The following is a 16615-nucleotide window of genomic DNA, read 5'->3' on the forward strand; positions in this document are numbered from 1 at the left end:
GAACGGAGAAGCCCCCGCCGTCAGGCAGGGGCTCCAGGTTCCGAGACGCACTCAGGCTGTTCACACGGCGGGCGTCTGCACGCTCTTTTCGGGCGCGGTCTGCGTGCCCTGGTTGTTCGGCGTGGCCTGCGTGCCCTCGTTGTTCGGCGCAGTCTGCGTGCCTTCGTTGTTCGGCGTTGTCTGCGTACCTTGCTTGTTCGGCGGGGTCTGCGTGCCCTGATTGTTCGGCGAGGTTTGCGTACCCTCGTTGTTCGGCGTTGTCTGCGTACCTTGCTTGTTCGGCGGGGTCTGCGTGCCCTGATTGTTCGGCGTGGTCTGCGTACCCTCGTTGTTCGGCGTTGTCTGCGTGCCCTGATTGTTCGGCGCGGTCTGCGTACCCTCGTTGTTCGGCACGGTCTGCGTACCCTGCTTGTTCGGCGCGGTCTGCGTGCCCTGATTGTTCGGCGCGGTCTGGGTCCCCTGATTGTTCGGCGGGGTCTGGGTGCCCTGGTTGTTCGGCGCGGTCTGCGTGCCCGGCGTCTTCCCCGTGCCCGGCGCGTTCGGCGTGCCCGTGTTGAACGACCCGTTGATGTTTGTGTTCGTGTTCGTGTTATTGGTGATGTTACTCACGTTGTTGGTCGTCTGGTTGACGACTTGGTTCACCACCGACGCCGGCAGACCGAGACTTTGCGCCTTGGCCTGTGCGGCCGCTACACCCTGTGCCTTAGCCTGCTGCGGGGTGGCGCCCTGTCGTATCGCCGCTTGCGCAGCGGCCGATCCGGCCGCCACAGCCTCGGTCGCCTGCCCCGAATTCCCCGTGGCGGACGAGTACCCTTCCGTGCCTCCCGCGCATGTCACGGAACCTACGGAGAAAGGCCCTGTGCCCGAGACGGACGTCGGTCCGATACTGCCGTCGGAAGACGAATTCACGCTTTCCCCGCCGGGCGAGACGGTGAATTTCCCGTTGCCGGCGAAGCCGTTGCCCGTCAGGCTCCCCCCTGAGACGCGACAGCTTTGGTTCGGGGCAGCGGAGGCCGATTCCACCGCGCCGACCGTCATTCCGCCGACCAGCACAGCCATGGCGGCGGCGCTCAGAACTGATTTCCCTCGCATGAAGCTCTCCTTCGCTGGGGCCGTGATTCAGCGACCGGAGACGTTTCCGTCCGGATAACAGCACGCTAACTCCGCTACCCTGCTGGTGCATCTAGGCTTGCAGGCACCAACGGTGGGCATTAGCCTGCCTCAACTCCCCGCGAGACGGCCCTTTTTCTGTTTAGCGCGCAAATTCCTCTTCCTCGTGCCGGACCTCGGCCGTGGTGCGGACCGGCCGGGCCCGTGGTCCCTGGAACAGGTACGACAGCCCGAAGCCCGCTGACACCACCACCGCGCCCCCGACCGCGTCCAGGACCCAGTGGTTGCCGGTGGCGACGATGGCCGAGACGGTGAAGAGCGGGTGGAGGAGGCCCAGCGCCTTCATCCACCACCTCGGGGCGATCACCGCGATCACCACCCCGCACCACAGGGACCAGCCGAAGTGCAGCGACGGCATCGCCGCGTACTGGTTGGTGAGCGCGGTCAGGGTGCCGTAGTCCGGCTTGGAGAAGTCCTGGACGCCGTGGACGGTGTCGATGATGCCGAGCGTGGGCATCAGGCGCGGCGGTGCCAGCGGGAAGAGCCAGAAGCCGATCAGGGCGAGCAGCGTCGCGAAGCCGAGGGACGCGCGGGCCCAGCGGTAGTCGACCGGGCGACGCCAGTACAGGACGCCGAGGACGGTCAGCGGGACGACGAAGTGGAAGGACTCGTAGTAGAAGCCGAAGAAGTCCCGCAGCCAGCCGGTGTTCGCCACGGCGTGGTTGACGGCGTGCTCGATGTCGATGTGGAGGAAGCGCTCGGCGCCGAGGACCAGGTGGCCGTGCCGCTCGGCCGTGGCGCGCCCCCCGGAGTTGCTGCCGCCGGTCGCCGCCAGCCGTACCTGCTGGTAGGCCGCGTAGGTGACGCGGAGGAGGAGCAGCTCCAGCAGGAGGTTGGGACGGGTGAGCACCCGGCGCAGGAAGGGCAGCAGCGGGACGCGGCGGAAGCGGGCCGGGGGCCGCGGGGCGTACTCCGCGGGTATCGGGGTCCGGTAGTACGGCGAGGTGCGGGACAGGAAGGGCACGGCCGTGGCGGCGGCCAGGGCCGCGACCAGGACCAGGTTGTCCCGCAGCGGGTACACCACCGGCATGTGCGGCAGCATCATCTGTGCCGGGAGCGTGGTGACGAGGACGACCGCGACCGGCCAGACGTAGCGGCCGGAGGCCCGCTTGCCGACCCGGCCGACGACCGCGAGCAGCACCCACAGCAGCTGGTGCTGCCAGGTGGTCGGGGACACGGCGACGGCGGCGCAGCCGGTGACGGCGACGGCGAGGAGGAGCTGGCCGTCGTGGGCGTAGCGGACCGCGCGGCGCAGGGCGAGGACGGCGACGCCGGCGCCGAGGAGGAGGAAGAGCGCCGTCTCGGAGGAGCCCGTCAGGCCGAACCGGAGCAGGGCGCCGTGCAGGGACTGGTTGGCGAGGGCGTCGGCCTTGCCGCCGAGGCCGGCGCCGGCCATGTGGTGCACCCAGTAGGTGCGGGAGTCGTGCGGCAGCGCGGCCCAGGCGAGCGCGGTGCAGGCGGCGAAGGTGCCGGCCGTGGTCAGGGCGGCGCGGCGGCGGCCGGTGAACCACAACAGCGGGGTGAAGAGCAGGACGGTCGGCTGGAGGGCGGCGGCCAGGCCTATGCACAGGCCGCTGGCGCGTTCCCCGCGGACGGTGAAGCAGCCGAGCAGGACGAGCAGGACCGGGATGATGCTGGTCTGCCCGAGCCACAGGGTGTTGCGGACCGGCAGCGACAGCATGAGCAGGCTGATGGCGACCGGCGCGGCCAGCAGCGAGGTGCGCCGGCTGACCGGCCGGGGCAGCGCGCGGGCGGCGACCAGGCCGAGGAGGACGACGAGCAGCAGGGTGCCGAAGGTCCAGCCCCAGCCGAGGGCGGCCTCGGCCGAGCGCGTGAGCGGTTTGAGGACCAGGCCGCTGAAGGGGGTGCCGGTGAACCGCGTCGAGTCGTAGATCGAGCCCTTCACGTGCAGGACGCCTTCGGGGCCGACCCAGGTCTCCAGGTCGGTGAGCCGTTCGCCGCTGGGGGTGGTCAGGACGGCGGCGGTCTGCCGTACGGCGAGGATCGCGGCCACCGCCCACAGCGCGAGCCGGGTCGCGTGCAGCCGCGCCCCGACCGCCGTTCTCCCGAAGACGTCCCCCGGTCGCCCGCTGTGCTCCACGTTCGCCACGCTTCGTCGGCCTCCCGCCCCGTCGTCCCGGCAGCCGGTGTACGCCGGTGCCCCTGCGCTCCCTCTGAGCCTCGCAGACCCCCTGGAAAGGGACGCGGGCAACCCCCGGTTCACCTGACGTCCGTCTGCTTTTGTCCGAAAGACCACGGTCCGGGGGGTGGGTGGTTGCACGCCGGGGGCGCGATAAGGATCACAGTGGGCCGTCGGCATGGCTCCGCGTGAGAGGGAAGACGCACCTGCGTATGCGCCCTTTAGCTGCACTGTGCATCGATACGCATGCAGGACGTAAGGGGTGCATCTGCGCCTATGGTCGATTTTCGGCCCGCCGTACGTCACCGTTGCCGTCCGGGCCCATCCCTGTCCCCGTCGAAAGGTAGGCGAGCCCCGTTTTGGCGACCGCTACCACCGCCTCAGCCGTCACCCCGCCCCTCAAGTCGCGGCGGGCCGCCCGGGCCCGCACCGGCCGCGACGTCACCGTCACCGATCCCGCGCTCGTCAAGCGCGCCGTGAAGGCGGCGGCGCTCGGCAACGCGATGGAGTGGTTCGACTTCGGTGTCTACAGCTACATCGCCGTCACCCTCGGCAAGGTCTTCTTCCCGTCCGGCAACCCCACCGCGCAGCTCCTGTCGACGTTCGGCGCCTTCGCGGCGGCCTTCCTGGTCCGGCCGCTCGGCGGCATGGTCTTCGGCCCGCTGGGCGACCGCGTGGGCCGGCAGAAGGTCCTCGCGGTCACGATGATCATGATGGCGGCGGGTACGTTCGCGATCGGCCTGATCCCGTCGTACGCGACGATCGGCGTCGGGGCGCCGCTCCTGCTGCTCGCCGCCCGTCTGGTGCAGGGCTTCTCCACCGGCGGTGAGTACGCGGGCGCGACGACGTTCATCGCCGAGTACGCGCCGGACAAGAAGCGCGGCTTCCTCGGCAGCTGGCTGGAGTTCGGCACGCTCGCCGGCTACATCGGCGGCGCCGGTCTGGTCACCCTCATGACCGCGCTGCTGTCCTCGGACGACCTCACCTCGTGGGGCTGGCGGATCCCGTTCCTGATCGCGGGCCCGATGGGCATCATCGGCCTGTACCTGCGGATGCGGCTGGAGGAGACCCCGGCGTTCGCCGCGGAGGTCGAGAAGGCGGAGGCGGCCCGGCCGAAGGTGCCGCTGCGCGAGATGATCACCGGCCAGTGGAAGTCCCTGCTGCTGTGCATGGGCCTGGTCCTGGTCTTCAACGTCACCGACTACATGCTGCTGTCGTACATGCCGAGCTACCTCACCAGCGAGCTGAAGTACGACGAGACGCACGGGCTGCTGGTCGTGCTCGGGGTGATGGCCCTGATGATGATCGTCCAGCCGTTCGCGGGCGCGCTGACCGACCGGGTCGGCCGCCGGCCGGTGATCGCGGCGGGCTGCGCGGGCTTCCTGCTGCTGTCCGTCCCGGCCCTGCTGCTGATCCGCGAGGGCAGCCTGCTGGCCGTGGGGCTCGGCATGGGCGCGCTGGGTCTGCTCCTGGTGTGCTTCACGGCGGCCATGCCGGCCGCGCTGCCCGCCCTGTTCCCGACGCGCGTGCGGTACGGGTCCCTGTCGATCGGGTTCAACGTGTCCGTGTCGCTGTTCGGCGGTACGACTCCGCTGGTCGTGACCGCGCTGATCGGAGCGACCGGCAACATGATGATGCCCGCGTACTACATGATGGCCGCGGCTGTCGTGGGCGGTGTCGCCGTGTGGCGGATGTCGGAGTCGGCGGGGCGTCCGCTGCCGGGTTCCGCGCCGTCAGTGGAAGAACGCTGAGGGGCGCCCCGCCGCCGTGCCCCGCGCGCAGTCGTACCCATCCGCGCCCCCGGCTGCGATCATCGAGGCAGGACACTCGGGAAAGGCAGCTGGGGCTATGAGCGGGTCGCAGGTCTGGGACGACGTCGACGACTACTTCATCAACACGCTCTCACCGGACGACGAGGTGCTGCGCGCGGCACTGCGCGACAGCGATGCCGCCGGGCTGCCCGCCATCGCCGTCACGGCGGCGCAGGGCAAGTTCCTCCAGTTGCTCGCCGAACTCCAGGGGGCCCGGCACATCCTGGAGATCGGCACGCTCGCCGGATACAGCACGATCTGGCTGGCCCGGGCGCTGCCCGAGGACGGCAGGCTGATCTCGCTGGAGTACAGCGCCAAGCACGCGGAGGTGGCCGTCCGCAACATCGCCCGGGCGGGCCTGGACCGGATCGCGGAGGTGCGGGTGGGCCCGGCCCTGGAGTCGCTGCCCAAGCTCGCCGACGAGAACCCGGCCCCCTTCGACCTGGTCTTCATCGACGCGGACAAGGTCAACAACCCGCACTACGTGGAGTGGGCGCTGCGGCTCACCCGCGCGGGCAGCCTGATCGTCCTGGACAACGTGGTGCGCGGCGGCCGGGTGGCCGACGCGGGCAGCACCGAGCCGGACGTGGTCGGCACCCGTGCCGCGCTGGAACTGATCGCCGGCCACCCCCGGCTGACCGGCACGGCGATCCAGACGGTCGGCAGCAAGGGGTACGACGGGTTCGCCCTGGCCCGGGTGCTCGGCTGAGGCCGCTCGGCCCGGCGCCCGTGGGCTCAGAGTTCGTGGTAGAAGCCGACGTTGACGCTGCGCGGCGCGGTGCGGTCCTGGATGACGATCTCCCCGGACCCGCCGTGCGGCAGCGGGACGGTCGTGCCGTAGCCGAGGGGCTGCGCGTGCTCCCCGACGACGAGCCGGACCTCGGAGGCCGGGTCGGGCTGGGAGCCGCGCAGCCAGGTCAGCCGCCAGGCGCCGTCCGGGCCGCACAGGAACTCCAGGTGGACGCGGGAGACGAACAGCCAGTCGTCGGGGGTGACCAGCCGGCAGGCCGCCCCGTCCCGGCCGATCCGCAGCACGGCGCCGGGCTCGCTGGGCGCCTCGGCCATCGTCATGCCGGCGGTGGCGCCCACGTCCGCCCCGGAGACGGTGGCCATGGTGAGTTCGAGCACGGGGTTCCCCCTGATACGTCCTGTGCGCCGGCTGGTGGCGGTGGGCGGGCGCCGTACCGCCGCCGCATGATAAAACGCCCGGCGGGGTCGCGTCCGGCACAATGGGTTCATGACCGAGCGAAAGCCACCGGGGGTTCCGTTCGAGTCCTGGGTGGACAAGCAGATCCGCGACGCGCAGGGGCGCGGGGAGTTCGACCGGTTGCCGGGTGCGGGGGCGCCGCTGCCCACCGAGGTCGACTCCACGTACGACGAACTGTGGTGGGTGAAGCGGAAGCTGGTCCGGGAGGGGCTGGCGGTGCTGCCGCCCGCGCTGGCGCTGCGCAAGGAGGCGGAGGACGCGCTGGAGGCGGCGTACGCGGCGCCCTCGGAGCGGATCGCCCGGAAGATCATCGAGGACGTCAACGTCCGGATCAAGGACATGATGTTCAAGCCGCCGCCCGGTCCGCCGCTGGGCAAGAAGCCGTACGACGTCGAGGCGGTCGTACGCGAATGGCGGCAGCGCAGGGCTGCCGCCAGGGGTGACGGGGGCGTGGCGGGCTCAGCCGTGTAGCAGCCGCCCGGCCAGTTCCCGGTAGTCGCGCAGGGCGAGCCGCAGTCGCTCGGTGTCGGTCCCGGCGGCCGGGCCGCTTCCCTCGGTGCCCTCCCAGGACATCCGCAGGGTGCGGCGGCGGCGCGTGACGGCCTCGGTGAACCGCGCGGCGATCTCCTCCAGTGTGCGGTCGGCCTCCTCGACGGCCTGCCGGGGCTCGTCGACGAACCCGGCGAGCACCTCGCGCAGCCGCCGCTCCCACTGCTCCGTCTCCTCGTGCGGCAGCAGCGGGGCGCCGCTGTCGGTGGCGCTGCCGCCGGGTGCGGCCGTGCCGCTCGGCGCCGCCGGCCAGGTGTCCGCCGCGCGCGCCTCGGTCATCCGGTCCTCGCGGCCGCTGACCTCACCGGCGGACGGGGCCCCGAGCCCGTTGTCCGGCATCACGCCTTCCTCCTCCCCGGCCCGCTCCGGGCCGCCGGCCTGCCTGCCCTGTCCGTCGGACGTCCCGGCCGCCCTCCCCGGCGTACCGGGTGTCTCCGGGCCCAGGTCCTCCGTGCCGGGCCGCAGCCCCTCGGAGCCGTGGCGGGGGTCGTACTCACGGGAGCCGGGTCCGGTGGCCGCTGCCGGCGCGGCGGACGCGGCGCTCCCGGCCGGGCCCGGGGTGGCCTCGGCGTCCTCGGACCTTCCCGGCCCGGTTCCGCCCGCCGGGCCCGGCGGCGGCTGCGGCGTGTCCTGCGGGGTGCGGTCGTCCCCGGTCAGCCCTTCCCGGCCGGGACCGTCCGCGCCCCGGAGCCCGCCGCTCCGGTCTGCTCCCGGTTCGCCGGGCAGGCGTTCCTCCGGGAGGGGCCTTCTCGGGGTCCGGCGGCCGGGGGTCGCGTCGCCCGGTGCCCAGGCGTCCCGCTGTTCCGTCTCCTGCTCCGGCGTCCACTCGTCCCCGCGCGAGAGGCGTTGCGGGCGGTGCCGGTCGCCGCCGGAGCCGCTCGTCCTGTCCGTCATATCGTTCAGCTCTCCTTCGGTCGGCTCCGGTTGAGGGCCCACGGCGTGTGGGAGCGGGCGTGCGAGTGGGTCGCGGCGGGAGGCGTCGAGCGGTCCGTACCGGCGGGGGCGCGGTGCCGCCCGGTCTCGGCGCTGGTCAGGTCCTCGAAGAGGGCCCGCGCGCCGAGCAGCGCCGACCGCAGCTCCTCGGTTCCCGCGCCGGTGCCGTCCGCCGCGGTGCCGGTGGCCGCGCGGTGCACCTGCCGGTAGCCGTCGACGTGGTCGGCGTGGTGCACGGACAGGGCGGCGAGCTGCTCCTCGTACTGCCCGCCGTCGGGGTAGCCGCGCGCGGCGGCGAGTTCTCCGATGAGGAGGTCGGCCTCGGCGACCGCCTGCCGGGGCGAGTCGACGAAGTGTTCCTGCACGGCCGTCCAGCGGTCCGCGTACCGCTGCCGCTCGGCGCCGTCCAGCGGGCGTTCACGAAGGTCACCGTGGCGTTCGAGGCGTTCGGTCAGCTCTCGTTCGGCGGCCTGGGTGTCCCCGTCGTGCAGGGCCACGGTCCGCTCGTACTCGGGCCCGAAGCGCCGCTTCAGGTTCGGGCCGCCGTGCCGGGTGCGGCCCCGCACGGTCAGGGCGACGGCGCCGAGGACCACGACCGCCGCGATCACGATCAACAGAATGATCAGGCCTGTGGACATGGTTGCCTTCCGGTCGGACCGGCCCCGCTGGCCGGTTCTCCCTTCGGGTGACCCGGAAGTTCGCCCACAAACGGTTTCCCGTGCCGGGTCCGGCCCGCCGTATCCGGTTGCGGCGGGGGCGTGGCGGCTGCGCACAATGCCCGGCATGACGTGGACGATCGCTCCGGAACCGTACGGCTCTCCGGCCGCCGCCGCGCTGTGGCGGGCGTACTACACGGAGGTCAGCGACCGCTGGTACCTGCTGCACGAGGGGCGCCGTACCGACCCGGGGGAGCTGGAACGGCAGGTCGCCGCGCACAGCGGTGCCGAACTCGCGCCCCCGCGCGGGCAGTTGCTCGTCGGGCGGTACGGCGGCACACCGGCCGGTTCGGCGGGCGTGCGGCTGCTGGACCCGGACACGGCCGAGCTGACCCGGGTGTTCGTGCTGCCGGAGCTGCGCGGCCGGGGCGGGGCGCCGCTGCTCGTGGCCGCCGCCGAGGAGGCCGCCCGTGCCCTCGGCGCCCGGCGGATCGTCCTCGACACGCGCGGCGACCTGGTCGAGGCCCGCGCCCTGTACGCCCGCCTCGGCTACCGGGAGACGGCCCCGCACAACGCCGACCGGTACGCCGAACACTGGTTCCGCAAGGAGCTGCCGCCCGCGCCGGCCATCAACTGATCTTCGTCACCGTGCCGTTGTGCGGGCGTTCGCGTTCGGCGCCGCAGAGTTCTCCGGTCAGCTCGCGGACCAGCTGGGTGAGGTCGGTCGAGCGGCCGGGCCGCCACCAGTCGCCGAGCAGTTCGGCCAGGGACTCCTCGCGGGCCGTGGCGAGCCGCTCGGCGACCTCGCGGCCGGCGTCGGTCAGGGTCAGGTCCAGGCCCCCGCGCTCGGCGAGCCGCCGTTCCTCGACCTGGCGGGCGGCGGCCATGACGGCCTGGAGCGGGACCGGGCTGCGCTCGGCGAGCACCGCCGGTTCGACGGAGCCGTAGCGGCGCATGCGCAGCAGCAGCCAGCTGGCGGCGGGCAGCAGGTCGTACCCGGCCCGTTCGGTGATCTCCCGGTAGATCTCGCGGCGGCCCTCCCGGGTGCCGAGCACGGACAGGGCGCGGCACACCTCGTCGTAGGAGGAGCGCTGGACCGGATTGGGCGGGATGGTCTCGGAGACGTCGGGCGCGGTGACCGAGCCGCGCAGCCGGTCCTCCTTCAGCAGCCAGGCGAGCGCGAAGCCGAGGAGGGCGACGGGTGCGGCGTAGAGGAAGACCTCGGTGATGGCGGACGCGTACGCGTGCAGGGCGGCGGGGCGCAGTGCGGGCGGCAGGGCGGCGATGCCCCGGGGGTCGGCCTTCAGCGCGTCGGGCGTGGCGCCGGGCGGCAGGTGTACGCCCCGGAAGGCGCCGGTGAGCTTGTCGCCGAGGCGGCTCGCGAAGACCGTGCCGAAGATGGCCACGCCGAAGGAGGCGCCGATGGACCGGAAGAAGGTGGCGCCGGAGGTGGCGACGCCGAGATCCTCGTAGGAGACGGCGTTCTGCACGATGAGCACGAGGACCTGCATGACGAGGCCAAGGCCGGTGCCGAAGACGAAGAAGCAGACGCTCATCACGGCGGTCGGGCTGTGCTCGTCGAGCCGGTGCAGGAGCAGCAGGCCGAGGGTGGTGACGGCGGTGCCGGCGATCGGGAACACCTTCCAGCGGCCGGTGCGGCTGACGATCTGCCCGGAGAGGGTGGAGGAGAGCAGCAGGCCGGCCACCATCGGGAGCATGTGGACGCCGGACAGGGTCGGGGAGATGCCGTGGACGACCTGGAGGAAGGTCGGCAGATAGGTCAGCGCGCCGAACATGGCGAAGCCGACGATGAAGCTGATGACGGCGGCCAGGGTGAAGGTGCGGATGCGGAACAGCCTCAGCGGCAGGACCGGTTCGGCGGCCCGGCGCTCCGCGGCGACGAACGCCACGGCGAGGACGACGCCCAGCACCGCGAGCCCGATGATCCGCGCCGAGCCCCAGGGCCAGGTGGTGCCGCCGAGGGAGGCGACCAGCACCAGGCAGGTGGCGACGGCGGCGATCAGGAAGGTCCCCAGGTAGTCGATGACGTGGTGGGCGGTGCGGCGCGGGATGCGCAGGGCGGCGGCGATCACCGCGAGCGCCATCACGCCGATGGGCAGGTTGACGTAGAACACCCAGCGCCAGCTGAGGTGTTGGGTGAACAGCCCGCCGAGCAGCGGCCCGAGCACGCTGGTCGTGCCGAAGACGGCACCGAACAGACCCTGGTAGCGGCCGCGTTCGCGGGGCGGCACGAGGTCGCCGACGATCGCCATGGACAGCACCAGCAGCCCGCCGCCGCCCAGGCCCTGCAGCGCCCGGAAGGCGATGAGCTGGGGCATGTCCCGCGCCATGCCGCACAGCGCCGACCCGATCAGGAAGATCACGATGGCCGTCTGGAACAGCCGCTTGCGGCCGTACTGGTCGCCGAGCTTGCCCCACAGCGGGGTCGCGGCGGTCGACGCCAGCAGATAGGCGGTGACGACCCAGGAGAGGTGCTCCAGGCCGCCGAGGTCGCTCACGATCGTCGGCAGCGCGGTCGACACGATGGTCTGGTCGAGTGCGGCGAGCAGCAGCCCGAGCAGCAGCGCGCCCATCGGCACCAGCACGCTGCTCGGGACGTGTTCGCCGCTGCTCACGCCCTTCGCCGTGCCGTGCGTCTCCAGGGCCATGGGACCTCCCGGGGGTCGGTGCGTCTCCTCCATCGTGATCGGTGTCACCACTTATGGCCTGCCGAGTGCTGCGGTTCCGGAGGAAATCCGCATAATCTCTGGAGTTCCCGAGGGGAGGGGGCACACGCGTGACGGGAGAGCGGGGCACCACGTGCCCGGAGTGCGGGACGCCGAGGGGGCCGGACAACACGCCGTCGTGCGACTGCACGGCCCGCGCGTCCGAGGCCCTGCGCGAGACCCGCACGGCGGAGGCGGCAGCGGCGGAGGACTTCGACCCGCTGCGGATACGGCCGTACGTGGCGATGCGGCCGTCCCCGGACGAGCCCCCGCCCGCACCCCTTGCCGGGACCGCACCGCCGCCCCCGCGGACGCCCGCGCCGCTCGGTCCGGCGGCGGAGCCGGACGCGGCCGGGACCGGGCCCGGCCGGCCCCGGCGCCGCCCGCGCCGCACGGTGCTGCTGGCCGCCGGGGGTGCGGGGGCGGCCGTCGTCGCGGTCGCCGGTTTCGCGCTGTTCTCGTACCAGGCACCGGCCCGGGGCCGGGTGGCCCAGGAGGTCAGGGCGAGCATCCCGGAGACGACGACACGTCCGCCGTCCTCGGCGGCGGCCCCGGCGCCCCCGGTGACACCCGGTCCCCCGCCGCCCTCCCCCTCGGCGACGGCCGCCCCGAGCCCGTCGCGAGGCTCCGCCTCGCCCTCCCCGTCCGCGACGCCCTCCGCGAGCGCGTCCAGCGCCGCCGGCTCGCCGACTGCGTCCCCGACGCCTTCGGGCACCCCGCGCACCACGCCCGCCACGGCACCGGTCCTGCGCCGCGGTGACACGGGCCCGGAGGTCACCGAGCTCCAGCAGCGCCTGCGCCAGCTGAACCTCTACTGGGACCGGATCAACGGCACCTTCACCCGCCCGGTCGAGGACGCGGTGCGCAACTACCAGCTGGCCCGGGGCATCACGGACGACACCCTGGGCACGTACGGCCCGGCGACGCGCAAGAGCCTGGAGTCGGAAACGACGCAGCCGTAGCGCTACGGAAGGAGGGGAGGGCCCAGGCCATAGGGCCCCTGAAGGGTGCGGGCGTCCTGCCGGACGGCCCGGCCGTGGCGCCCCGAACGGGTACGGGACCGCCCGGGAGTCAGCCATAACGCTGCGAAGGGATGCGGGGCGGCCCGGAAGCCGGAGCGGACACAGCCATGACGCGCCCCGGAGAAGCCCGGGGCCGCCCGAGAGTCAGCCGTGACGCCCCGAACGTGTGCAGGGCCGCCCGGCAGTCAGCCGCAGCGCCCCAGAACCGATGCGGGGCGGCCCGGAAGCCGGGGCGGGCACAGCCGTGACGACCCCCGAAGGAGCCCTGGGCCGCCTGAAGTCAGAGACGACCCAGTCGCGGCGACCCGAAACGCGTGCAGGGCCGCCCGGCAGTCAGCCGTAGCGCCCCAGAACCGATGCGGGGCGACCCGGAAGCCGGGGCGGGCACAGCCGTAACGACCCCCGAAGGAGCCCCGGACGGAGTCGGCCGGCGTCAGCCGATGTGCAGGCGGATCCCCCCGCCGGCCACCGCCTCGACCCGCACCTGCGTGAGGTCCCGCACCGCGACGTCCGGCTCGTGGAACACCGCGCGCGGCCCCACCCCGACGACCCGCATCCCCGCGGAGCGCCCCGCCGCGATCCCCGCACCGGAGTCCTCGAAGACGATGCAGTCGGCCGGGTCGACGCCCAGTTCGGCGGCGCCCTTCAGGAAACCCTCGGGGTCCGGCTTGCTCGCGCCGACCGACTCGGCGGTGACGCGGACGGCCGGCAGGGGCAGCCCGGCGGCGTTCATGCGGGCGGTGGACAGGGCGACGTCGGCGGAGGTCACCAGGGCGTGCGGCAGCCCCTCCAGCGAGGCGAGGAAGGCACGCGCGCCGGGGATCTCGATCACGCCGTCGGTGTCGGCGGTCTCCTCGGCGAGCATGCGGGCGTTGTCGGCGAGGTTCTGCTCGACCGGCCGGCCGGGGAGGAGGACGGCCATGGAGGCGTGGCCCTGCCTGCCGTGCACGACCTTCATCACCTCGTCGCCGTCCAGCCCGTGCCGCTCGGCCCAGCGCCGCCAGATGCGCTCGACCACGGCGTCCGAGTTGACGAGGGTGCCGTCCATGTCGAGCAGGAGGGCGCGGGCGGTGAGGACGGCGGGCGTGGCGGTGGCCGGCATCGGCAGCTCCAGAGGAAAGGACCCCGGGTCGGGCGGGACGTCGGGTGGACGTCGGACGGGACAAGGCGGCCCCGCCCGCCGGTCAGGGAAAACGGGCGGGAGCCACTTTGTTTGTCTACGGTACAAAACCTGCCCGCGTTCCCGCCACCGCCCCCACGAGCATTCACCCGTTGTTCAGCCCGGCCCGGCCGCGCGGCCCGGTCAGCCGCTGACGGCCTCCCACAGGCTCCACACGCCGAGCGCCAGCATCAGCAGCGCCGCGATCTGCGTGATCAGCCGCAGCGGCACCCGCTTCATCAGGGCCTTCCCGCCGACGATGCCGAGCCCGGCGACGGCCCACAGGCCCAGCACCGCGCCGAGGCCGACGGAGATCGGGTCGTCGTAGCGGGCGGCCAGGTTGGCGGTCATGATCTGGGTGAGATCGCCGAACTCGGCGACCAGGATGAGCATGAAGCCGGTGCCCGCCACCTTCCAGAACGACTGGTCGGCGGGCTTCTTGACCTCTTCCTCCTCCTCGCCCTTGTTCAGCAGCAGCATCGCGGCCCCGCCGAGGAAGAGGACGCCGGTGACGGCGTGCACGATCCGCTGCGGCAGCAGGGTCAGCACGCTGCCGGCCGCCACGGCGAGCACGACGTGCAGCAGGAAGGCGGCGGCGACGCCCGCGAAGACGTACGAGGCGCGGTAGCGGGTGCCGAGGACGAGACCGGCGAGGGCGGTCTTGTCCGGCAGTTCGGCGAGGAAGATGACGCCGAAGACGAGCGCCGTCACGGTGATGCTGATCAAAGTTCCTCAATCGGTCGGGCTGCCCCGCCGAGAGTGCGGTACGTCACACGATGACACCTCGGCACGGCAGCGCACTCGGCGCCCGCGCCGGGGACGGCACGGGCGTGCACTGCTTGCCGAAGGTCTCGCTGGCGGGCCCGCCTCGACGCGGTCCGCCTCCGGGCGCCGGCTCAGGCTCGCTGAGCAGTATGTCGACGGTCCGGCGAAGAGCTACTCCCCTTCTGCGCTTCCCATCGTAAGGGATGTGAAAGTTCCGCCGTCAACCTTGTCGTGACATGCGCACGTCACTAGCTTCTTACCGAGCGCTCACCCCCCGGCAACTCCGCCCCGCGAGCATTCCTTCGCTCGCGCTCCAACCCCGCCACCCCACAAGGGAGTTCACGCATGCCCAGGTTCTACGCGCGTCGACGGACGAGCATACTCGCGGCCCTCACCGGTCTGATCGCCTCCGTCGCCCTGTTCAACTCCCCGAACGCCTCCGCGGCCCTCCCCACCCCGGTCAGCGGCGCCACCGCTCGCAGCTACCTCTCCCAGCTCACCGTGGCCACCGAGAACCGCACCGGCTACAGCCGCGACCTCTTCCCGCACTGGATCACCATCAGCGGCGCCTGCAACACCCGCGAGACGGTCCTCAAGCGGGACGGCTCGAACGTCGTGACCGACTCCTCCTGCGCCGCGACCAGCGGGAGCTGGTACTCCCCGTACGACGGCGCCACCTGGACCGCCGCCTCCGACCTCGACATCGACCACCTGGTGCCGCTGGCGGAGGCGTGGGACTCCGGCGCGAGCAAGTGGACCACCGCGCAGCGCCAGGCGTTCGCGAACGACCTGACCCGGCCCCAGCTGATCGCCGTCACCGACAACGTCAACCAGGCCAAGGGCGACCAGGACCCGGCCACCTGGGTGCCGTCCCGGTCGGCGTACCTGTGCACGTACGTGCGCGCCTGGGTGCAGGTGAAGTACTACTACGACCTCTCGGTCGACTCCGCCGAGAAGAGCGCGCTGACGAACTACCTGTCCGGCTGCTGAGCCCCGCCGCCGCCCGCGCCCCTCGGGGGGGTCAGGAGACCGGGCGGCGGCGCATCAGGAAGGCGGCCGCCGCGCCCGCGCCGAACAGGGCCGCCACCGAGACGCCGGTGGCCAGCCAGGTCGCGCCCAGCCACTGGGCGCCGTAGTAGCCGAGGGCCACGCTGTAGGCGGCCCAGGACAGGCCGGCCAGGGCGGACCACGGCAGGAAGTCGCGGACGCGGCGGTGGGCCGCGCCGGCGCAGAAGGAGACGACCGAGCGGCCGGCCGGGGCGAAGCGGGCGAGGACGACCAGCGCGCCGCCGCCCCGGGACAGGGCGTCACCGAGCCGCTCCTGCGCGGAGGTCAGCCGCCGGGAGCGGGCTATCGCCCGGTCCAGCCGCTCCCCGCCGCGCCAGGCCAGCCGGTACGCCACCAGGTCGCCGAGGACGGAGGCGGTCGCGGCGGACAGGATCAGGGCCAGGATGTCCGGCACCTCGTGCGGGACCCGGCCGGCCGCGCCGGAACCGGCCGCCGCCGCCGTGCCGGCCGTGATGACGAGCACGCCGCTGGGCAGCACGGGCAGGAACACGTCGAGCAGGACCGACACGGCCACCACGGCATAGATCCACGGCCCGGCCGCCAGCGACCCCACGCTCTCGAACACCACGACTCCCGTCACTCCCCCGTTGACAGCCATACAGCGTACGCCGGGGGTGTGACAGGAGGGTCGCGGGGGGCTCGAGGGGGCTCGCGGGGCGATAACGGGGCGTTCACCGGCGGACCGCCGGGCCGCGCGCCGGCCCGGCCGTCAGACGGCCACCGGGGACTGCTCCGGCGCCCGCTCGCCGTCCCGCGCCGCGCGGCGCGGGAGGAGCCGGTCCAGGCCGAAGGCGCCCGAGCCGGTGAAGACGAGCAGGAGGAACGCCCAGCAGAACAGGACCGACAGCTCGCCGCCGTTCTGTATGGGCCACAGGGCGGCCCGCTGGTGGACGTCGAAGTAGGCGTACGCCATCGAGCCGGAGGCGATCAGCGCGGCAGCGCGGGTGCCGAGGCCGAGCAGCACCAGGCCGCCGGCGACCAGCTGGATCACGGCCGCGTACCAGCCGGGCCAGGTGCCGGCCGCGATGGTGCCGCCGTCGCTGCCGACTGCGCCGCCGAGGACGCCGAACAGGGACGCGGCGCCGTGCGCCGCGAAGAGCAGGCCGAGGACGATGCGGAAGAGCCCGATCACATAGGGCCGAGCGGAATCGAGGCGTGCGGACATCGGGGAGTCTCCTCTTCGGTGACGGTCGGGCCGGCCGGGGACGGAGAGGGCCGGTCGTGGGGCGGCGGTACCGAACGGAACACCCAGGTTAGGGGCACCTAATCAATGCTTGCAAGTTCAACATTCGGCCACGGTGGTGACGCCTCCGCGCGCGGCCCGGCGCCGGGCCGGACGCCCGCAGCGGTCACCGGATGCGCGTCTTCCGCGAACTTCCCAGACGTCAACGTCCTTACACCTGTGCCTC

The 16615-nt window shown here is 73.0% G+C and carries 16 protein-coding genes; 6 read left to right on the forward strand and 10 right to left on the reverse strand.

The window, feature by feature from the left end; all coding sequences use genetic code 11:
- Window positions 1–60: 60 nt before the first annotated feature.
- Window positions 61–1092 carry a hypothetical protein gene (locus ACZ5DC_RS07155; RefSeq protein WP_468650266.1) on the reverse strand — a complete coding sequence of 344 codons (1032 nt, stop codon included), beginning with the start codon at window positions 1090–1092 and terminating at the stop codon, window positions 61–63.
- A gap of 160 nt (window positions 1093–1252) precedes the next feature.
- Window positions 1253–3280, reverse strand: a complete 2028-nt coding sequence (locus ACZ5DC_RS07160) for a bifunctional glycosyltransferase 87/phosphatase PAP2 family protein (protein ID WP_468650268.1) — start codon at window positions 3278–3280, stop codon at window positions 1253–1255.
- Window positions 3281–3669: 389 nt separating this feature from the next.
- On the opposite strand from ACZ5DC_RS07160, the gene proP reads away from it, so the two are divergent.
- Entirely contained in the window at window positions 3670–5061 is a 1392-nt protein-coding gene (proP, locus tag ACZ5DC_RS07165; protein WP_366749369.1) for a glycine betaine/L-proline transporter ProP, read from the forward strand.
- A gap of 97 nt (window positions 5062–5158) precedes the next feature.
- Window positions 5159–5830, forward strand: coding sequence for an O-methyltransferase (locus ACZ5DC_RS07170; protein WP_468650270.1), 672 nt, complete (start codon window positions 5159–5161; stop codon window positions 5828–5830).
- Between the two features lie 26 nt (window positions 5831–5856).
- Here the strand turns inward: ACZ5DC_RS07170 and ACZ5DC_RS07175 are convergent, their stop codons facing one another.
- On the reverse strand, window positions 5857–6249 hold the full coding sequence (locus ACZ5DC_RS07175) for a hypothetical protein (protein ID WP_468650272.1): 393 nt from the start codon (window positions 6247–6249) through the stop codon (window positions 5857–5859).
- A 109-nt stretch (window positions 6250–6358) separates the two neighbouring features.
- Between ACZ5DC_RS07175 and ACZ5DC_RS07180 the strand changes: the two genes are divergently transcribed.
- Window positions 6359–6799 carry a DnaJ family domain-containing protein gene (locus tag ACZ5DC_RS07180; RefSeq protein ID WP_366749372.1) on the forward strand — a complete coding sequence of 147 codons (441 nt, stop codon included), beginning with the start codon at window positions 6359–6361 and terminating at the stop codon, window positions 6797–6799.
- Here the strand turns inward: ACZ5DC_RS07180 and ACZ5DC_RS07185 are convergent.
- Both ACZ5DC_RS07185 and ACZ5DC_RS07190 read right to left on the reverse strand, forming a co-directional pair.
- Window positions 6788–7771, reverse strand: coding sequence for a hypothetical protein (locus ACZ5DC_RS07185; protein WP_468650275.1), 984 nt, complete (start codon window positions 7769–7771; stop codon window positions 6788–6790). The genes ACZ5DC_RS07180 and ACZ5DC_RS07185 overlap by 12 nt on opposite strands.
- 5 nt (window positions 7772–7776) lie before the next feature.
- Complete coding sequence (locus ACZ5DC_RS07190; RefSeq protein WP_468650277.1) at window positions 7777–8448, reverse strand: hypothetical protein; 672 nt, start codon at window positions 8446–8448, stop codon at window positions 7777–7779.
- Between the two features lie 136 nt (window positions 8449–8584).
- Here ACZ5DC_RS07190 and ACZ5DC_RS07195 point away from each other — a divergent pair, with 136 nt between their 5' ends.
- Window positions 8585–9103 carry a GNAT family N-acetyltransferase gene (locus tag ACZ5DC_RS07195; protein WP_468650279.1) on the forward strand — a complete coding sequence of 173 codons (519 nt, stop codon included), beginning with the start codon at window positions 8585–8587 and terminating at the stop codon, window positions 9101–9103.
- On the opposite strand, the gene ACZ5DC_RS07200 is transcribed toward ACZ5DC_RS07195, so the two are convergent.
- Window positions 9096–11135: an MDR family MFS transporter gene (locus ACZ5DC_RS07200; protein ID WP_468650281.1), complete on the reverse strand. Its 2040-nt coding sequence runs from the start codon at window positions 11133–11135 to the stop codon at window positions 9096–9098. The two genes, ACZ5DC_RS07195 and ACZ5DC_RS07200, sit on opposite strands and share 8 nt — an antisense overlap.
- Window positions 11136–11263: 128 nt before the next feature.
- Between ACZ5DC_RS07200 and ACZ5DC_RS07205 the strand changes: the two genes are divergently transcribed.
- Window positions 11264–12154: a peptidoglycan-binding domain-containing protein gene (locus tag ACZ5DC_RS07205; RefSeq protein WP_468650283.1), complete on the forward strand. Its 891-nt coding sequence runs from the start codon at window positions 11264–11266 to the stop codon at window positions 12152–12154.
- Window positions 12155–12647: 493 nt separating this feature from the next.
- Here the strand turns inward: ACZ5DC_RS07205 and ACZ5DC_RS07210 are convergent, their stop codons facing one another.
- Together ACZ5DC_RS07210 and ACZ5DC_RS07215 are read right to left on the reverse strand one after the other, a co-directional pair.
- Window positions 12648–13316 (reverse strand): HAD family hydrolase, encoded by a 669-nt coding sequence (locus tag ACZ5DC_RS07210; protein ID WP_468650285.1) that lies wholly within the window; start codon window positions 13314–13316, stop codon window positions 12648–12650.
- Between the two features lie 201 nt (window positions 13317–13517).
- Complete coding sequence (locus ACZ5DC_RS07215) at window positions 13518–14099, reverse strand: TMEM165/GDT1 family protein (RefSeq protein ID WP_366749380.1); 582 nt, start codon at window positions 14097–14099, stop codon at window positions 13518–13520.
- A 384-nt stretch (window positions 14100–14483) separates the two neighbouring features.
- On the opposite strand from ACZ5DC_RS07215, the gene ACZ5DC_RS07220 reads away from it, so the two are divergent.
- A complete protein-coding gene (locus ACZ5DC_RS07220; RefSeq protein ID WP_171156747.1) occupies window positions 14484–15128 on the forward strand; it encodes an HNH endonuclease family protein in 645 nt (214 codons plus the stop codon).
- Between the two features lie 31 nt (window positions 15129–15159).
- On the opposite strand, the gene ACZ5DC_RS07225 is transcribed toward ACZ5DC_RS07220, so the two are convergent.
- On the reverse strand, window positions 15160–15804 hold the full coding sequence (locus tag ACZ5DC_RS07225) for a DedA family protein (RefSeq protein WP_468650287.1): 645 nt from the start codon (window positions 15802–15804) through the stop codon (window positions 15160–15162).
- A 111-nt stretch (window positions 15805–15915) separates the two neighbouring features.
- Window positions 15916–16371 carry a DoxX family protein gene (locus ACZ5DC_RS07230; RefSeq protein WP_468650289.1) on the reverse strand — a complete coding sequence of 152 codons (456 nt, stop codon included), beginning with the start codon at window positions 16369–16371 and terminating at the stop codon, window positions 15916–15918.
- Window positions 16372–16615 lie beyond the last annotated feature (244 nt).

Source organism: Streptomyces sp. NPDC031445 (genome assembly GCF_055581365.1).